The sequence below is a fragment of the Actinoplanes palleronii genome, from assembly GCF_016862315.1.
Classification (GTDB): domain Bacteria; phylum Actinomycetota; class Actinomycetes; order Mycobacteriales; family Micromonosporaceae; genus Actinoplanes; species Actinoplanes palleronii.
Window position 1 is genome coordinate 42941 of sequence record NZ_BOMS01000080.1, and the last position, 13362, is coordinate 56302.

The 13362-nt window shown below is 67.8% G+C and carries 14 protein-coding genes; 7 read left to right on the top strand and 7 right to left on the bottom strand.

The genetic code is table 11. The features are described from left to right. Positions 1-232: 232 nt before the first annotated feature. Positions 233-1642 (bottom strand): ParB/RepB/Spo0J family partition protein, encoded by a 1410-nt coding sequence (locus Apa02nite_RS26275; RefSeq protein WP_203827325.1) that lies wholly within the window; start codon positions 1640-1642, stop codon positions 233-235. A 101-nt stretch (positions 1643-1743) separates the two neighbouring features. On the opposite strand from Apa02nite_RS26275, the gene Apa02nite_RS26280 reads away from it, so the two are divergent. Next, on the top strand, positions 1744-2433 hold the full coding sequence (locus Apa02nite_RS26280) for a hypothetical protein (protein WP_203827326.1): 690 nt from the start codon (positions 1744-1746) through the stop codon (positions 2431-2433). Positions 2434-2538: 105 nt separating this feature from the next. Here the strand turns inward: Apa02nite_RS26280 and Apa02nite_RS26285 are convergent, their stop codons facing one another. The 5 genes from Apa02nite_RS26285 to Apa02nite_RS26305 form a co-directional block, all read right to left on the bottom strand. Next, positions 2539-3627 (bottom strand): outer membrane protein assembly factor BamB family protein, encoded by a 1089-nt coding sequence (locus Apa02nite_RS26285; RefSeq protein WP_203827327.1) that lies wholly within the window; start codon positions 3625-3627, stop codon positions 2539-2541. 82 nt (positions 3628-3709) lie between these two features. Next, a complete protein-coding gene (locus Apa02nite_RS26290) occupies positions 3710-4306 on the bottom strand; it encodes a DUF305 domain-containing protein (RefSeq protein ID WP_203827328.1) in 597 nt (198 codons plus the stop codon). After that, the gene (locus tag Apa02nite_RS26295) at positions 4303-5076 is read right to left on the bottom strand and encodes a lytic polysaccharide monooxygenase (RefSeq protein WP_203827329.1); all 774 of its coding nucleotides are present in this window, start codon (positions 5074-5076) and stop codon (positions 4303-4305) included. Before Apa02nite_RS26295 ends, Apa02nite_RS26290 begins: the two co-directional genes overlap by 4 nt. A 98-nt stretch (positions 5077-5174) precedes the next feature. Continuing rightward, positions 5175-6494: a HAMP domain-containing protein gene (locus tag Apa02nite_RS26300; RefSeq protein WP_203827330.1), complete on the bottom strand. Its 1320-nt coding sequence runs from the start codon at positions 6492-6494 to the stop codon at positions 5175-5177. Further along, positions 6491-7177, bottom strand: coding sequence for a response regulator transcription factor (locus Apa02nite_RS26305; protein ID WP_067690995.1), 687 nt, complete (start codon positions 7175-7177; stop codon positions 6491-6493). Before Apa02nite_RS26305 ends, Apa02nite_RS26300 begins: the two co-directional genes overlap by 4 nt. A gap of 28 nt (positions 7178-7205) precedes the next feature. Here Apa02nite_RS26305 and Apa02nite_RS26310 point away from each other — a divergent pair, with 28 nt between their 5' ends. From Apa02nite_RS26310 to Apa02nite_RS26330, 5 genes are all read left to right on the top strand, one after another. Next, positions 7206-7829 (top strand): DNA mismatch repair protein MutL, encoded by a 624-nt coding sequence (locus Apa02nite_RS26310; RefSeq protein ID WP_203827331.1) that lies wholly within the window; start codon positions 7206-7208, stop codon positions 7827-7829. Positions 7830-7998: 169 nt separating this feature from the next. Next, positions 7999-9957, top strand: a complete 1959-nt coding sequence (locus Apa02nite_RS26315; RefSeq protein WP_239164576.1) for a M4 family metallopeptidase — start codon at positions 7999-8001, stop codon at positions 9955-9957. Positions 9958-10273: 316 nt separating this feature from the next. Further along, positions 10274-10876, top strand: a complete 603-nt coding sequence (locus Apa02nite_RS26320) for a biotin transporter BioY (protein ID WP_203827333.1) — start codon at positions 10274-10276, stop codon at positions 10874-10876. A gap of 63 nt (positions 10877-10939) precedes the next feature. Further along, positions 10940-11647 carry a hypothetical protein gene (locus Apa02nite_RS26325; protein ID WP_203827334.1) on the top strand — a complete coding sequence of 236 codons (708 nt, stop codon included), beginning with the start codon at positions 10940-10942 and terminating at the stop codon, positions 11645-11647. An 84-nt stretch (positions 11648-11731) separates the two neighbouring features. Continuing rightward, complete coding sequence (locus Apa02nite_RS26330) at positions 11732-12325, top strand: GNAT family N-acetyltransferase (RefSeq protein WP_203827335.1); 594 nt, start codon at positions 11732-11734, stop codon at positions 12323-12325. On the opposite strand, the gene Apa02nite_RS26335 is transcribed toward Apa02nite_RS26330, so the two are convergent. After that, entirely contained in the window at positions 12294-12665 is a 372-nt protein-coding gene (locus Apa02nite_RS26335) for a hypothetical protein (protein ID WP_067690707.1), read from the bottom strand. The genes Apa02nite_RS26330 and Apa02nite_RS26335 overlap by 32 nt on opposite strands. A 222-nt stretch (positions 12666-12887) precedes the next feature. Here Apa02nite_RS26335 and Apa02nite_RS26340 point away from each other — a divergent pair, with 222 nt between their 5' ends. Continuing rightward, positions 12888-13217, top strand: coding sequence for an ArsR/SmtB family transcription factor (locus Apa02nite_RS26340; RefSeq protein ID WP_203827336.1), 330 nt, complete (start codon positions 12888-12890; stop codon positions 13215-13217). Positions 13218-13362: the final 145 nt, after the last annotated feature.

Below are 13362 nucleotides of genomic sequence, written 5' to 3' on the forward strand. Positions count from 1 at the left end.
GGGCTCCCATACGACACTCTCCGGAGCGGGCCAGGACACAAGAGCTACGAGATTGGTGAGCAAGTCATCGATGTCAACGTCCATTGTCGATGGAGATCGCTGGACACTTGAACGGAATCGCAATGCCATTCGCCGCAGGTCGTTCTCGAAACCCCGTCCGGCATGGAGCCTCGCGGTAGTAACCGTCTCCCCCATGTCGATCTGGAGGCTTGGCATAGCGTTGCCGACCATGTCAGCGCTCCTGGGCAGCGTCTAGCAGCCAGGCGACACCATCACCCGGAGAACTGAACGTGCGGCCGGCCTGTTTGGCCAGCCTGGCCAAGCTGGCCCGGAGAGTCAGCAAGGCGTCGTCGAAGGCGTCTTCATCGAGTACACGCTTGGCCTTAGCCTCAGCAAACTCAGCTGCACATTGGTTAACATAATCTGCGGCATCGGTCAACCGTTCAGAGACAACGATCTGCCGTTTCTGCAGCAGCGCATTCTGGCCCGCGAGCTTGACTGCTGCGTCGAAGGTCTTGCGTGCCGTCTTCATGAGATCGTCGGCGTCGGCGACAGCTGACGGCAACAGTTTGTCGCCGGCCCGTGCCTTTGCGCTCGCTTGGAGCAGCGAGTCAGTCAGTGCGCGGGTTGTCTTCACGGCTGCTGTGGCGTCCGGCATCGCAACACCTGGAAGTCCAGGGATGCCTACTGAGGCGCTCTCCTGGTCCTTGGGGCGCAGGCTGGAGGGCAGACGCTCGTCGAGATACCGGGAGTGGAAGTCGGCCTCCGCCAATCGCACCGAGGTCTTCGGGTAGTTGAGGACGACCATGCTGAGCCGGGTTTCCTTCAGCTGCTCTCCAGCATCGGGATCACTCTTCGCCTGCTTGGTGTAGTCCCGGTATAGCTCTCGCAGTTTCTCCTGATGATCCTCAAAGTCCACTTCACGCAGGGCCACCCCGCTAGCATCCGTGCTGCGGTCGATGGCCTCCTTGATCAGCTGGTAAACCCAGCGATCTTGATGGAGGGTCGTCGTCTTGATGTTGAAATCACGTGCGACGTCCTCTTCCCGGCGGCCGCTCGCCAGCTCATCCTCGATCGCGATGAGCCGGTTGATGTAGGAGTACTCGCGTCGCTTGTCGCGGCGCAGTTGAAGAGCTAGTTCGACGGCATTGATGTCGCGCCGCGACGTGTCCGGAGGCAGTACGCCAACCCGGATATTCTTCACTCCGAGGTCTCGCAGAGCCGCGCACCGGGTGTTGCCATCAACCAGGATGCCGTTGGGGCTGATGATTCCGGGCTCTTTCTGCCCAAAATCCTCGAGTTCCTCCTGCAACGCGGTGTAATCCGGGTCGACCTGGTCAGGGTTCGACGGCTTCCTTGTCAGCAGATGATGGAGGTATTGCTGCGCCGCCTCGCCCCAGGGCTCTTCTTCGAGTGCCCGGTTTCGTTGAGGATCAAGGGTTCGCTGCGCCCGAATTCTGTGGGTATCGGGGTTGTAGTACAGCACGTCGACGGGCATAGAGATCACGTGAAGGTGCCGTTGTTCACCGCGCCACTCCACTGACACCTTGGCGCCGCTCTCGGCCATTGCTTGCCTGAGCCGCTCCTCAACGAGCGAGCGAATGTTCTCGCCCTCCGGCGGGGTGCCGAAATTTCCCGACATCTTCAGCCTCCAGGAACCTGTACTAGCTACCTCGTGCATGATGGCAGCACCCACTGACATTTCTGCGAGCAACCGCATGCCGCGCAACAGGAGGGATAAGAGTGGATCTTCCAACTTGGGATGACCCGGACTTCAAGGGCGGCACGATGGTTCGTGCCGCGCTGTGGCTTATGCAGGAGGTCGGCGAGGGGAACGCCTTCACCAAAGAGCAGTTGCGGCTCGCGTTCCCCGGCGTGACTCAGGCTGATCGCCGACTTCGCGATCTTCGGGACTTCCAGTGGTCAATCCTCGCTAGCACTGAGGACGCATCCCTCGTAGCAGAGCAGCAACGGTTTGTTCGGGCCGGAGTTCCCGTCTGGGATCCGGCTGCTCGTCGCGCAGCCGCGCCGCAGAACGCCGTGACAGCTAAGGAGAAGCAAGCCACGCTGATCCGAGATGATCACATGTGCACGATTTGCGGGATATCCGGCGGAGAGCCTTACCCGGAGGATTCGACTCAGACCGCAGTACTTTCCGTAAGTCGCCGCCCGACGGTGCTTCCGGATGGTACAGAGCGCCTCATGCTGACCACCGAATGCAAACGATGCCGAGCCGGCGCGGACGGCTCACCCGCCCGTGCCGACGAAGTGCTGGCCGCCATTACCTCGCTCGACGAGGATGATCGTCGACGGCTGCACCGCTGGATGACAAGGGGGCGGCGGGTCCACACGCCGCTAGACCGGGCGTGGAACTCCTATCTCCGGCTGCCGGCAGATGCCCGGGACGACATCCGCGCCAACCTCGGTACATAGCTACAGCTGGACGCGGCTGCCGGCAGTAACTGCGGTTACGTTCACCCTGTTCGACCTCACGCCGGAAGGCGCTGGACCAAGCTCTCGGCATGAGGCCGCTCAAATCTAGTCGGCATACGTGGTCAGGCGGGCGCCGTTCACCTGGTACAGACGGCCGCCCGCCGGAACCACGACCCCGGCGAACCCTCGCCCGATCGGCACGCCCGTAGCCGCACTCAACGCCGGCCCGCCCGCATAAACCACGCCTCCCGCCACCGCCGGCTGACCAGCCACCGCCGGCGACGTGCGTGACCAGGCCAAGTTTCCGCTTGTCGCGGCCAGGGCCGAGACCACCCGGCCGGACGCCAGATAGACCCGGTGCCCGTCGGTCGCCACCAACTCGCTGGCCCGGCCCGGCGCGGACCAGCGCATCGTCCCGCTGCCGGCGTCGAGTGCGACCAACGCGCCCGACTTGTCCGTCGCGTAAAACTGGTCTGACGCTGGGCTCGCCGCCTGCACCTGCCATGACTCCGGCCGGGACCAGCGCACCTTCCCCGTCCCGATCTCCACGGCCGTGGTCCCGGTGGCACCCACCAACGGGACCACGCCGTTCGCCGAGACGCCGCTCGAGACGAAGCCGGGTTTGCGCCACAACAGGTGGCCGTCGCGTACCCGATAGGCAGCGACCTCGTCGTCGTCGGACGGTGAGTTGCCAGAGATCAGAACCACGTTCTTGTCGACCACTACCGTGTCGACCGGTGCGTCGCGGCTGATGTGCCAGCGGGCCCGGCCGGTAGCCGTGTCCAGGGCGGTGAGCTGACCGTTCGGGTCGCTCTGCGACTGGCAGTCGCCGTTCGCGAGGATCAGCAGGTCGCCGGAGACCGCCATCCGCGGCAGGGTGTTGTCGTCGGCGTTGTCCCAGGTGAAGCGCCAGATCATGCTGCCGGCGGCCGGGTCGTAGGCGGTGACGCCCTCCCGGTCGGTGGCGAAGAGCCGGCCGGCGCCGAGGACCGGGGACGAGAAGCCGGAGCAGCTCTCGTCGACCTCGCGGAGCTTCGCCGACCAGAGCGTCCGCAGATGGCCGACGGTGGCCGGGGTGATCGCGGACTCGTGCGGGTTGAACCAGCTGTCCTCGGCGTCATAACCGGGGTGGTCCCACAGTGGCACGGGCAGGCCGAGGACCAGGGACGACAGGGCGGCGACAGTACGCTTCACATCCGCAAGATAACGGACTAAAGGTGCAAAAAAGCGGATGGCCCGCCCGCCAGGCCGGGCCATCCGCGGCCGCGGTCCGGCGTCAGCCGTTGAGCAGCTTCAGCATCTGCTGGACCTGGTCGGCGCGGGATTCCTTGACCCGCTCCGCGAACGCCTTGGTCTGCTCGTTCGCGCCCTTGTCCAACTCGATCTGCGCCATCTCGACGGCGTTGTGCTGGTGCGCCAGGAAGAGGTTGAGGAAGGCGGTCTCGAAATCCTTCTTCGTCACCGTCTTCAACGAGTTGATCTCGTCGTCGGTGGTGCTCGGCAGGCCACCGTGGTCGGCGTGGACACTGACCCGCTTGTCGACGGTCGTGGGTTTCTGCCACTCGGTCAGCCAGGAGCGCATCAGGGTCAGCTCGTCGGTCTCGGTGAGCGACACCGCCTTGGCCAGGTCCGCGACGTCCGGGCGGGTGGCCCGGGAGGCGCCGATCGCGGCCATCTCCAGGCCCTGCTGCTGGTGGTCGGCAAGCATCTGCAGGAACATCACGTCGTTCGCGTTGAACGTCGCGCCGGCGGTGATCTCCGCGACGGTCTGCACCGAAGGAGCGGCCGGGGCGGCCGGCGACGACGGAGCGGTCCCGCACGCCCCGAGCAGGAACGGCGCGACGAGCGCGACGGCTACCAGGCGGCGCTTCACAGCGGCAGCCAGAGCGCGAGCGTGTAGACCGACGGCTCCCAGCTGTTGATCGACCGGTGTGACTGACGGCAGGTGTAGGAGGCTCCGCCGAAGGTCACCACGTCACCGGTCTGGTAGCTGGTCCCCGGCGCCCAGGCGCTTCCGCTGGAGGCGGGCGCGGAGGATGTCGTCGAGCTGGTCGGAGCCGTCGTGGGTGAAGCCGACGGAGCCACGGTGGGAGCGGCCGTGGTCGGCGCGACCGTGGGAGTGGACGTAGCCCCGCCACCAACGTTCAAGTCGATGCAGCTGTAGAACGCGTTCACGGTGTCCCCGATGTTCCACACCGCGAGAACCGTCCGCTTCCCCGGGAACTTGCTCAGATCCACGGTGTGGCTGACGGTCGCCTCGGGGATCGCGTTGTTGTCGTTGAACGTGGCGACCTCGGTACCGTCCACGTAGTAGACCCAGCTCGCGGTCCGGTGCCGGGCGGTCAGCACCCAGTTGAACGTGGTCGACGTGCCCACGGACTTGGCCGGCCAGCTGCGCGAGTTGTCGTTCAAAATCGAGAAGTTCGCGTTTCCACCGTTGCATTGCTTGGAACCCTTCGGGGCCTCGACGCTCTGCGGCTCGAACTGGATCGAGCCGCAGTCGGTGACCGTTCCGGCGGCACAGAGCGCCTGACGGCTCGGCGGCGACGAGACGTATCCGTGCGCCAGGGCCGGTGAGGCGATCACCAAAGTCGACCCGACCATCCCGAGGGTGGCCAGCGGGTAGGCGATCTTCCTGCGCATGTCAGTCTCCAGACAGCTCGTCCTGGCTTCCTTACGAGCCGGAACGTTATGAGCAGCTGCCATAACGAAGCCTTAACGCGACTGTAAAACCACCAAGATCAGAAGGTCGCACGCCGGCGGCGACGCGGTTCCGGATCAAGATCAACATCAGGAGCGGCGGTGAGCAGGAAGCCGACTCGCGCACCGCCCAGCGGGCTTCGACCGACAATCAATTGCCCGCGTACGGTGTCAGCCGCTCTCCGCACGATGTCCAGCCCGAGCCCGGTCGAGCCGGCCCCGCTGTACCCGCGCTGCACCGCCGCGGCGGGATCGGCGATCCCCGGCCCGGCGTCGTCCACCAGCAGCCCGGTCGACGAGACGCTGACCCGGAACGCGACGCCCTCGTCGGTGTGCGAGAAGACGTTGCCGAACATCGCGTCGACCACCATCGTCACGTCGCTGCGGGACATCGGCACCGTCACCGGTTCGTTCCCGCCGACCACCTCCCACGGGCGCTCCTGGTCCTCGGCCAGCACCGACCAGAACGCCAGCCGGTCGGCGAGCACCTCGACCAGGTCGCAGCTCTCGTTGCCGCGGTCCTCCACACCCAGCCGGGCACCCGTGATGATCTCCTCGAGTTCCTGGTCGAGCAGGTCACAGGCTTGGCGCATCCGGTCGGCGATCGGCCCGGGCGGGATCGCCTCGGCGTCCAGCCGCAGCGCGGTCAGCGGCGTACGCAAGCGGTGTGACAGGTCCGCGGCCAGTTCCCGTTCCCGGTCCAGCAGCCGCCGCAGGTCGCCGGCCATGGTGTTGAACGCCTGCGCCGCGTCCCGCAGCTCGCGCGGACCGGTCGGCTCGATCCGCTCGTTGAGCTCGCCGGCGCCGAGCCGGCGGGTCGACGCCGCGAGCTGGCGGGTGGACCGCACCAGCTGGGCGCCGAGCCGGTCGGCGAGCGCGGTCGAGCCGCCGACCAGCAGCACGGCCAGCCCGAACAGCGCGAGCCAGGCGGACCAGACACCGCGGCGCATCTCGTCGTCGGTGACGAACACCTCGACCACCACGGTGCGGCCGTCGGTGAGCACGGTCGGCTGCAGGTACGCCACCCCGCCGTCGGCCGCCGCCGTCGCCGAGCGGCGCTGCGCGGCGGCCCGCTCGACGGTGGCGTCGCTCAGGTGCGAGTTGCCGATCGGTTCCAGGCCGGGCAGGTGCACGGCGAGCAGCCCGGCACTCCCCGCCGACGTGCTGGCCACCGCGTTGGTCAGCGCGGTCGGTTCGGCGTTCACGCCGAGCACCGTGACGATCGAGGTGGCCTGCTGGCGCGCCTCGGAGATGGCCTTGTCGTGGGCGATCTGCCAGATCGCGACGGCCAGCGGGACCAGGAACGCGAGCGCCACCATCGAGGTGATCGCCAGCGCCAGCCGGTTCAGCGCCCACCTCACTGCGGATCGACCATCATCACGCCGACCCCGCGTACGGTGTGCAGGAACCGCGGCTTGGCGGCCGTCTCACCGAGCTTGCGGCGCAGCCAGGAGATGTGCACGTCGATCGTCTGTTCCTCGCCGATCCGGGCCTGGTTCCACACCTGGTTCATCAGCTCGCGCCGGCTGATCACCTGACCGACCCGTTCGGCCAGGTAGGCCAGCACGTCGAACTCGCGGCGGGTGAGCTGCAGCGGCTCACCGCGCAGCTCGGCGCGGCGCTGGCGCGGCTTGATCACCAGCTCGCCGACGGTGATCGCGTTCGGCGCCTGCTCGGTGGTGGTGCGGGCCCGGCGCAGCACCGCGGAGATCCGGGCCAGGATGTGGCCGCCGGAGAACGGTTTGGTCACGTAGTCGTCGGCACCGGCGCTCAGCAGTGCAATGATGTCCGCCTCCGAGCGCCGGGCGGTCGCCACGATCACCGGCACGTCGGAGACCGTACGCATCATCCGCAGCGCGTCGGTGCCGTCGATGTCGGGCAGCCCGAGGTCGAGGATGACCAGGTCGGGGCGCTCCTGTGTGACGATCTTCAGCGCTTGGGCGGCCTGCCCGACCGGGCGCACCACGTGCCCGGCATCGGTCAGTGCACGGGTGAGTGCGGCCGCGATGTTGCGGTCGTCCTCGACCAACAGGATCAACGCCATGGCGTACACCATAGGACCAGGTGAGAGGATGAGCCTCGTGCGCTCTTCGAGGTGGCTGCCGGTAGCCGGCTGGTTCCTGGCGACCGCTACCAGCATCGTGCTCTCCTGGGTGGCGCTCCTTCCGGTGCTCAACGCCGCTCGTCCCGATGTCGGCGCGCTGCCCGACATCGATCAGGTCCCGGCCGCCGACATCGTCGCGCCGCTCCCGGCGCCGTCCACGTCGTCGCGCCCGGAGCCGGGCCGCACCGCGGAGCCCGGGCAGACCTCGGCCTCGCCCAAGGGGACCAAGCGGCCGCAGCACACCAAGCCGGCCACGAGTCCGGCCACCGAGCCGACGTCCGCGCCGGCCACCACCACCAAGCCGGCCACCACCACCGAGGACGGCTGGACCGTCACGACCGGCAGCGACGGGGTGAAGACGTACGTGCGCTCGTTCTCGGTCGAGGGCGGCCAGGCGGTGATCCGGATGACCAGCCGGGGTGTGGTCTCTCTGGTGACCGCGACTCCGGCGGACGGTTTCGCGGTGGAGAAGACCCAGACCGCGCCGGATGACCTGGCGGTTTACTTCAACGAAACCAACCACAGCTTCATCATCCGGGCGATCTGGTGGAACGACGCTCCGTTCACCGAGGTCAACGAGATCGGTTCATAGAAGTTCCTTAATAAAGTGCTCTCTCAGCGGCCGTTCAGGAACCACAAGGGTTTTCCCTGATTCGGTGACGTTCGTCGATGCTTAACGTCTCACCACAAGTCATCCAGGTGTGACCCATCGTCCACGGACGGTCGTGACCCGCCCGCCAACCCCCCGGGCGGGAAAGGAGATGTGCGTGAAATCCCGTACCCCTGTCGTCGTCGCTGTGGTCGCCGCAACCGCGGCCGCTACGGTGGCCGTGGCGCTCGCCGGACCGGCGACCGCCCAGCCGAGCACCCCGGTGGCACCCGCCGCGGCTGCGGCTCAGGCCGCTTCGGCTCTGTTCGCGGCTCGTCCCGCCGCCCTGCAAGCAGCGGCGGACGAGGTCTTCGTCCAGCACGACGTGATCTCGACCGACACCCTCCAGTACGTGCCGTTCGACCGGACGTACAAGGGCCTTGCGGTCATCGGCGGCGACGGCGTCGTCGTCACCGACGCGCTCGGCCAGGTCAAGTACACCTCGGTGGCCCAGTCGACTCCGCTCGGCACCATCAACACCACGCCCACCCTGAGCGCCGCTGACTCGCTGAAGGTCGCCAAGGGCGAGCTGAAGACGGTCGGCAGCGTCGAGGGCACCAAGCTCATCGTGCTCAACACGACCGGCTCCCCCGCCCTGGCCTGGGAGTCCACCATCAAGGGCACCAGCGCCGAGGGCCCGAGCCGCCTGACGGTCGACGTCGACGCGGCGTCCGGCAAGGTGCTGCGGACCTACGAGCACGTGACCGACGTGGCCGGCACCGGCACCGGCTGGATCAACGGCTCGGTCAGCCTGGACACCACCCTCTCGGGCAGCACGTACAGCCTGAAGGACCCGAGCATCGCGACGCTGACCTGCCAGGATGCGTCGACGAACACCACCTTCAGCGGCACCGACAACGTGTGGGGCACCGGCGTCGGCACGGTCAAGGAGACCGGCTGCGTCGACGCGTTCTACTCGGCGCAGAAGGAGAAGGGGATGCTGTCCAGCTGGCTGGGCCGCACCGGCTTCACCAGCAGTGGCGGCGCCTGGCCGATCCGGGTCGGCCTGAACGACCAGAACGCCTACTACGACGGCACCCAGGTCCAGATCGGCAAGAACACCGCCGGTCAGTGGATCGCCTCGGCTGACGTCGTCGGCCACGAGGTCGGTCACGGCATCGACGACAACACCCCCGGTGGCATCTCCGCCAACGGCACCCAGGAGTTCGTCGGCGACGTGTTCGGCGCGGCCACCGAGGCCTTCGCCAACAACCCGAACGACCCGCCGGACTACCAGGTCGGCGAAGAGGTCAACCTGGTCGGCAGCGGCCCGATCCGGTACATGTACAACCCGTCGCTCGCCGGTGACGACAACTGCTACTCCAGCAGCACCCCGAGCCAGGAAGTCCACGCGGCGGCCGGTCCCGGCAACCACTGGTTCTACCTGCTCGCCGAGGGCACCGCGCCGACCAACGGCCAGCCGTCCAGCACCCGCTGCAGCGGCACCGGCGCCCTCACCGGTGTCGGCATCCAGACCGCCACGAAGATCTTCTACAACGCGATGTTGATGAAGACCTCCAGCTCGTCGTACCTGAAGTACCGCACCTGGACGCTGACCTCGGCCAAGGCCCTGGACAGCACCTGCGCGCTCTTCAACTCGACGAAGGCCGCTTGGGACGCCGTCAGCGTTCCGGCTCAGACCGCCGACCCGACCTGCACGGGCGGCAGCACCAGCTCGCCGACCTCGTCGCCGACTGCCTCGCCGACCACCTCGGTTCCGGCCGGCTGCAGCGGCACCAACGCCACCGACGTCACCATCCCGGACGCCGGCGCGGCGATCACCAGCGCGATCACCATCAGCGGCTGCGCCCGCAGCGCCTCGGCCACCTCCACGGTCGCGGTGAACATCGTCCACACCTACCGCGGTGACCTGAAGGTCGACCTGGTCGCACCGGACGGAACGGTCTACGCCCTGAAGGCGACGTCCAGCACGGACAGCGCCGACAACGTGGCCACCACCTACACGAAGAACCTGTCCAGCGAGGCCGCGAACGGCGCCTGGCTGCTCAAGGTCCAGGACATCTACTCCTCGGACACCGGCTACATCAACACCTGGACGCTCACCCTCTAGTCAGGGCGCGTTGGTGAGAGGGGCGCTGCCGGTCACGGCAGCGCCCCTCGACTTTGGCTGGCTCTCAGGGGTGTCTCCGCATTGCGGAGGCACCCCTGAGGACCAGCCGGGACCCGCAGGCGCGCTGCGGTCGGGAGTGGCCGCGGTGTCGCGGCGGCCTCACGGGCGGGACGTGGCTCGTAGCCTGCGGACGAGCGCTCCACATTCGTACCAAATATGTATTAAGGGTCCGATGTGGTGCGACCTGGACCACAGCGAGGCCTTCTCGTGATCTTCGGTGTTTACGGTTCCCGGCAATGCTGGACGGGAGGTCGTCATGGTGACTGACGTATTCGGTGCGGTGGTGCCCGGACGGCCGACCGGTGTGCTCGCCGACGTGTGGGGCCGGTCCGCGGTGCGCGATGTGATCCTGACCGTCGGCGCTGCCGGTGGTGTCGGGCTGGCCGCGCAGATCGCCATCCCGGTTCCCGGTTCGCCGGTGCCGATCACCGGGCAGACGTTCGCGGTGCTGCTCGCCGGCGCGGTGCTCGGTCCGGGCCGGGGCGCGGCCGGCATGTTCCTCTACGCGGTGGCCGGCATCCTCGGCGTTCCGTGGTTCGCCGGCGGCTCGGCCGGTTGGCCCGCCGCGACCGGCGGCTACCTGGTCGGCTTCGTGATCGCCGCGGCCCTGGTCGGCCAGCTCGCCGCGCTCGGCGCCGACCGCCGCCCGGGCTACACGATCGGCCTCATGGTGATCGGCAACCTGCTGATCTACCTGGTCGGTGTGCCCTGGCTGGCCTTGGCCACGACCATGGACCTGCCCACCGCGTTCCTCAAAGGGCTGGTTCCGTACCTGATGGGCGACATCCTGAAGATCGGCCTCGCGGGCGCCCTGCTGCCGGGCGCCTGGATGTTGCTCAATCGCAAGCATCCCGGTTGATCGGCGCCTGACGGGGTACCCCGCCACCTGCGAAAACTCACCATTTCTGCAGGGAGGCCGGACATGCGACTCGATTTGCTGCGCCCGTTGTACGAACGCCCCGGACCGTGGGCTTCGGTCTACATCGACACGTCCCGGGACGCCAGGGACACCTCTGTCGAGCCCCGCTGGGAGGCGGCCCGGGAGTCGCTGGCCAGGGCCGGCTGTGATCCGCACACGGTGCACGCCCTGCAGGACGCGGTCCTGGACCATCCGGGCCGGCCGGGGCGGCACGGGCTCGCGCTGTTCGCCACGTCCGGCGAGGTGATCATGCGGCAGCCGCTGACCGCGCCACCACGGGCCGCGATCGCGGTCTATGAGCCGCTGCCGCACGTGATGCCGATGATCAGCCAGCTCGGCGAGGAACTCGAGGAACACCGGCAGGACGTGCTCGACCAGTTCCACTCCCAGATCGAACGCGACGACAGCGCCGGCAACGGGCTGTCCGAGGTGGTGAGCCACCTGTCGCGGGGTCAGGTGGACACGCTGCTGCTGATCGACGATCCGTCCTCGACCGAGCAGCTCTGGATCGGGCCGCAGCCGCACCAGGTGAGCGACGATCCGGAGCTGCTCCGCTCGTCCGGGTTCAGCCATCCGCCACGGGTCCGCGCGGACGCCGCGATGCTCCGCGCCCTGGTCGGCACGGACGGCTCGATCGTCCTGGTCGACCCGGAGGAACACAACCTGCACGGCGGGGTGGCCGCCGTGCTGCGGCACGCGGGCGCGCGCTGACTCTTCGCCCACAGGCTGTGCGCACAGCCTGTGGATAACTCGAACGGGTGTGCGAATGGCGGCACGCGATGGCAGGATGTTCGCGTGTCGCCTGACGAGTTGCGCCCGACGTATCCGATCACCACCGAGCGCCTGCTGCTGCGCCCGTTGACCGCCGCCGACACCGAGGCGCTGCTGGCCTACCGCAGCCGCCCCGACGTCTGCCGGTACGTGCCGTTCCTGCCGATGACCCCCGAGGTGATCGCCGATCGGCTCACGACGTACTGGTCCGCGACCGTCCTCACCGATGAGGGCCAGTCACTGACGCTGGGCATCGAGGTCGCCGAGACCGGGCAACTGGTCGGCGACGTGATCCTGTTCTGGCACAGCCGCAAGCACCGCGGCGGCGAGATCGGGTACGTGGTGAACCCCGAGTTCACCGGCAAGGGTTACGCCACCGAGGCGGCCCTGGCCATGCTCAAACTCGGCTTCGAGGACCTGGGACTGCACCGGATCGTCGGGCGGATCGACGAGCGCAACGAGCCGTCCGCCCGGGTGCTGCGCCGGCTCGGCATGCGGCAGGAGGCCCGGCTGGTGCACAACGAGCTGTTCAAGGGCGAGTGGAGCACGGAGGTCGACTTCGCCATGCTCGCCGACGAGTACTCCGCTAGATATCCAGACCCGTCTCGATCCGCTTGAGCTGGTGCCGGGCCAGCGCCAGGTTGGCCCGGTCCTTGTTCAGCGCCAGGTAGAGGAAGAGTCCCTGCCCGGTGCGCCCGGTCAACGGCCGGATCAGGTGGTACTGCGATTCGAGCGTGATCAGCACGTCCTCGATGTTCTCCCGCAGGCCGAGCATCTCCATGGTGCGCAACTTCGCGCGGATCACCTCGGTGTTCGCGGCCGCGGCGACGGTCAGGTCGAAGTTCCGGTCACCGCCGGCGACGCCGAGGGCCATTCCGCTGCTGCGGTCGACCAGGGCGACGCCGATCGCGCCGTCGATCTGCATCGCGTCCTTCAGGGCTACGTCCATGTCCGGCATCTCGGGTCCTCCCATGTCGCATCGCTCCGGTCGACATCGAGAGTCGCCGACATCGGCCCGATCGCGTCGCACATGATGTCCGATCTGGAGGGTCGGATTCCTGGAACTCTGAGATGACCAGCGAGTGACTTGAAGATTTTTGCAAGTCCGAAACTGAACAAAAGGCGTAACCGGGCCGCCCGCACCGCGTTGGTCGGTGTGAATGACTGGAGGGGACCCGACGTGTCAGTGCCGCTGTACCAGGCGAAGGCCGAGATGTTCCGCACCCTCGGCCACCCGGTCCGGATCCGGGTCCTGGAACTGCTGCAGGACGGCCCGCGACCGGTCCGCGACCTGCTCGCCGAGATCGACGTCGAGGCGTCGAACCTGTCCCAGCAGCTCGCCGTCCTGCGCCGGGCCGGCATCGTCACGTCGTTCCGGGACGGAGCCCTGGTGATGTATGCCCTGAGCACCCCGGACGTCGCCGACCTGCTGGCCGCCGGCCGCCGCATCCTCGGCGCCGTCCTCACCGACCGCGACAGCCTGCTCGTCGAGCTCCGCCGCCAGAAATAGCCACGGGCGCCGGACCGATCAACCCCCATTTGGTACGAATACCGAGCGCCCGTCCGTAGGCTACGAGCCACGCTCACTGGTGGTCTCGCGCGAGACCGTGACCACTCCCGGACCGCGGGCGCGGCGCACGGTCCCGGCTGGGCCG

What these genes read in the sequence shown, in the direction of transcription:
- Apa02nite_RS26310 (WP_203827331.1), top strand. Translation starts at nt 7,206, where the DNA reads ATGAGCCTCGTGCGCTCTTCGAGGTGGCTGCCGGTAGCCGGCTGGTTC.
- Apa02nite_RS26275 (WP_203827325.1), bottom strand. Translation starts at nt 1,642, where the DNA reads ATGTCGGGAAATTTCGGCACCCCGCCGGAGGGCGAGAACATTCGCTCG.
- Apa02nite_RS26320 (WP_203827333.1), top strand. Translation starts at nt 10,274, where the DNA reads ATGGTGACTGACGTATTCGGTGCGGTGGTGCCCGGACGGCCGACCGGT.
- Apa02nite_RS26325 (WP_203827334.1), top strand. Translation starts at nt 10,940, where the DNA reads ATGCGACTCGATTTGCTGCGCCCGTTGTACGAACGCCCCGGACCGTGG.
- Apa02nite_RS26295 (WP_203827329.1), bottom strand. Translation starts at nt 5,076, where the DNA reads ATGCGCAGGAAGATCGCCTACCCGCTGGCCACCCTCGGGATGGTCGGG.
- Apa02nite_RS26335 (WP_067690707.1), bottom strand. Translation starts at nt 12,665, where the DNA reads ATGCCGGACATGGACGTAGCCCTGAAGGACGCGATGCAGATCGACGGC.
- Apa02nite_RS26305 (WP_067690995.1), bottom strand. Translation starts at nt 7,177, where the DNA reads ATGGCGTTGATCCTGTTGGTCGAGGACGACCGCAACATCGCGGCCGCA.
- Apa02nite_RS26315 (WP_239164576.1), top strand. Translation starts at nt 7,999, where the DNA reads ATGTGCGTGAAATCCCGTACCCCTGTCGTCGTCGCTGTGGTCGCCGCA.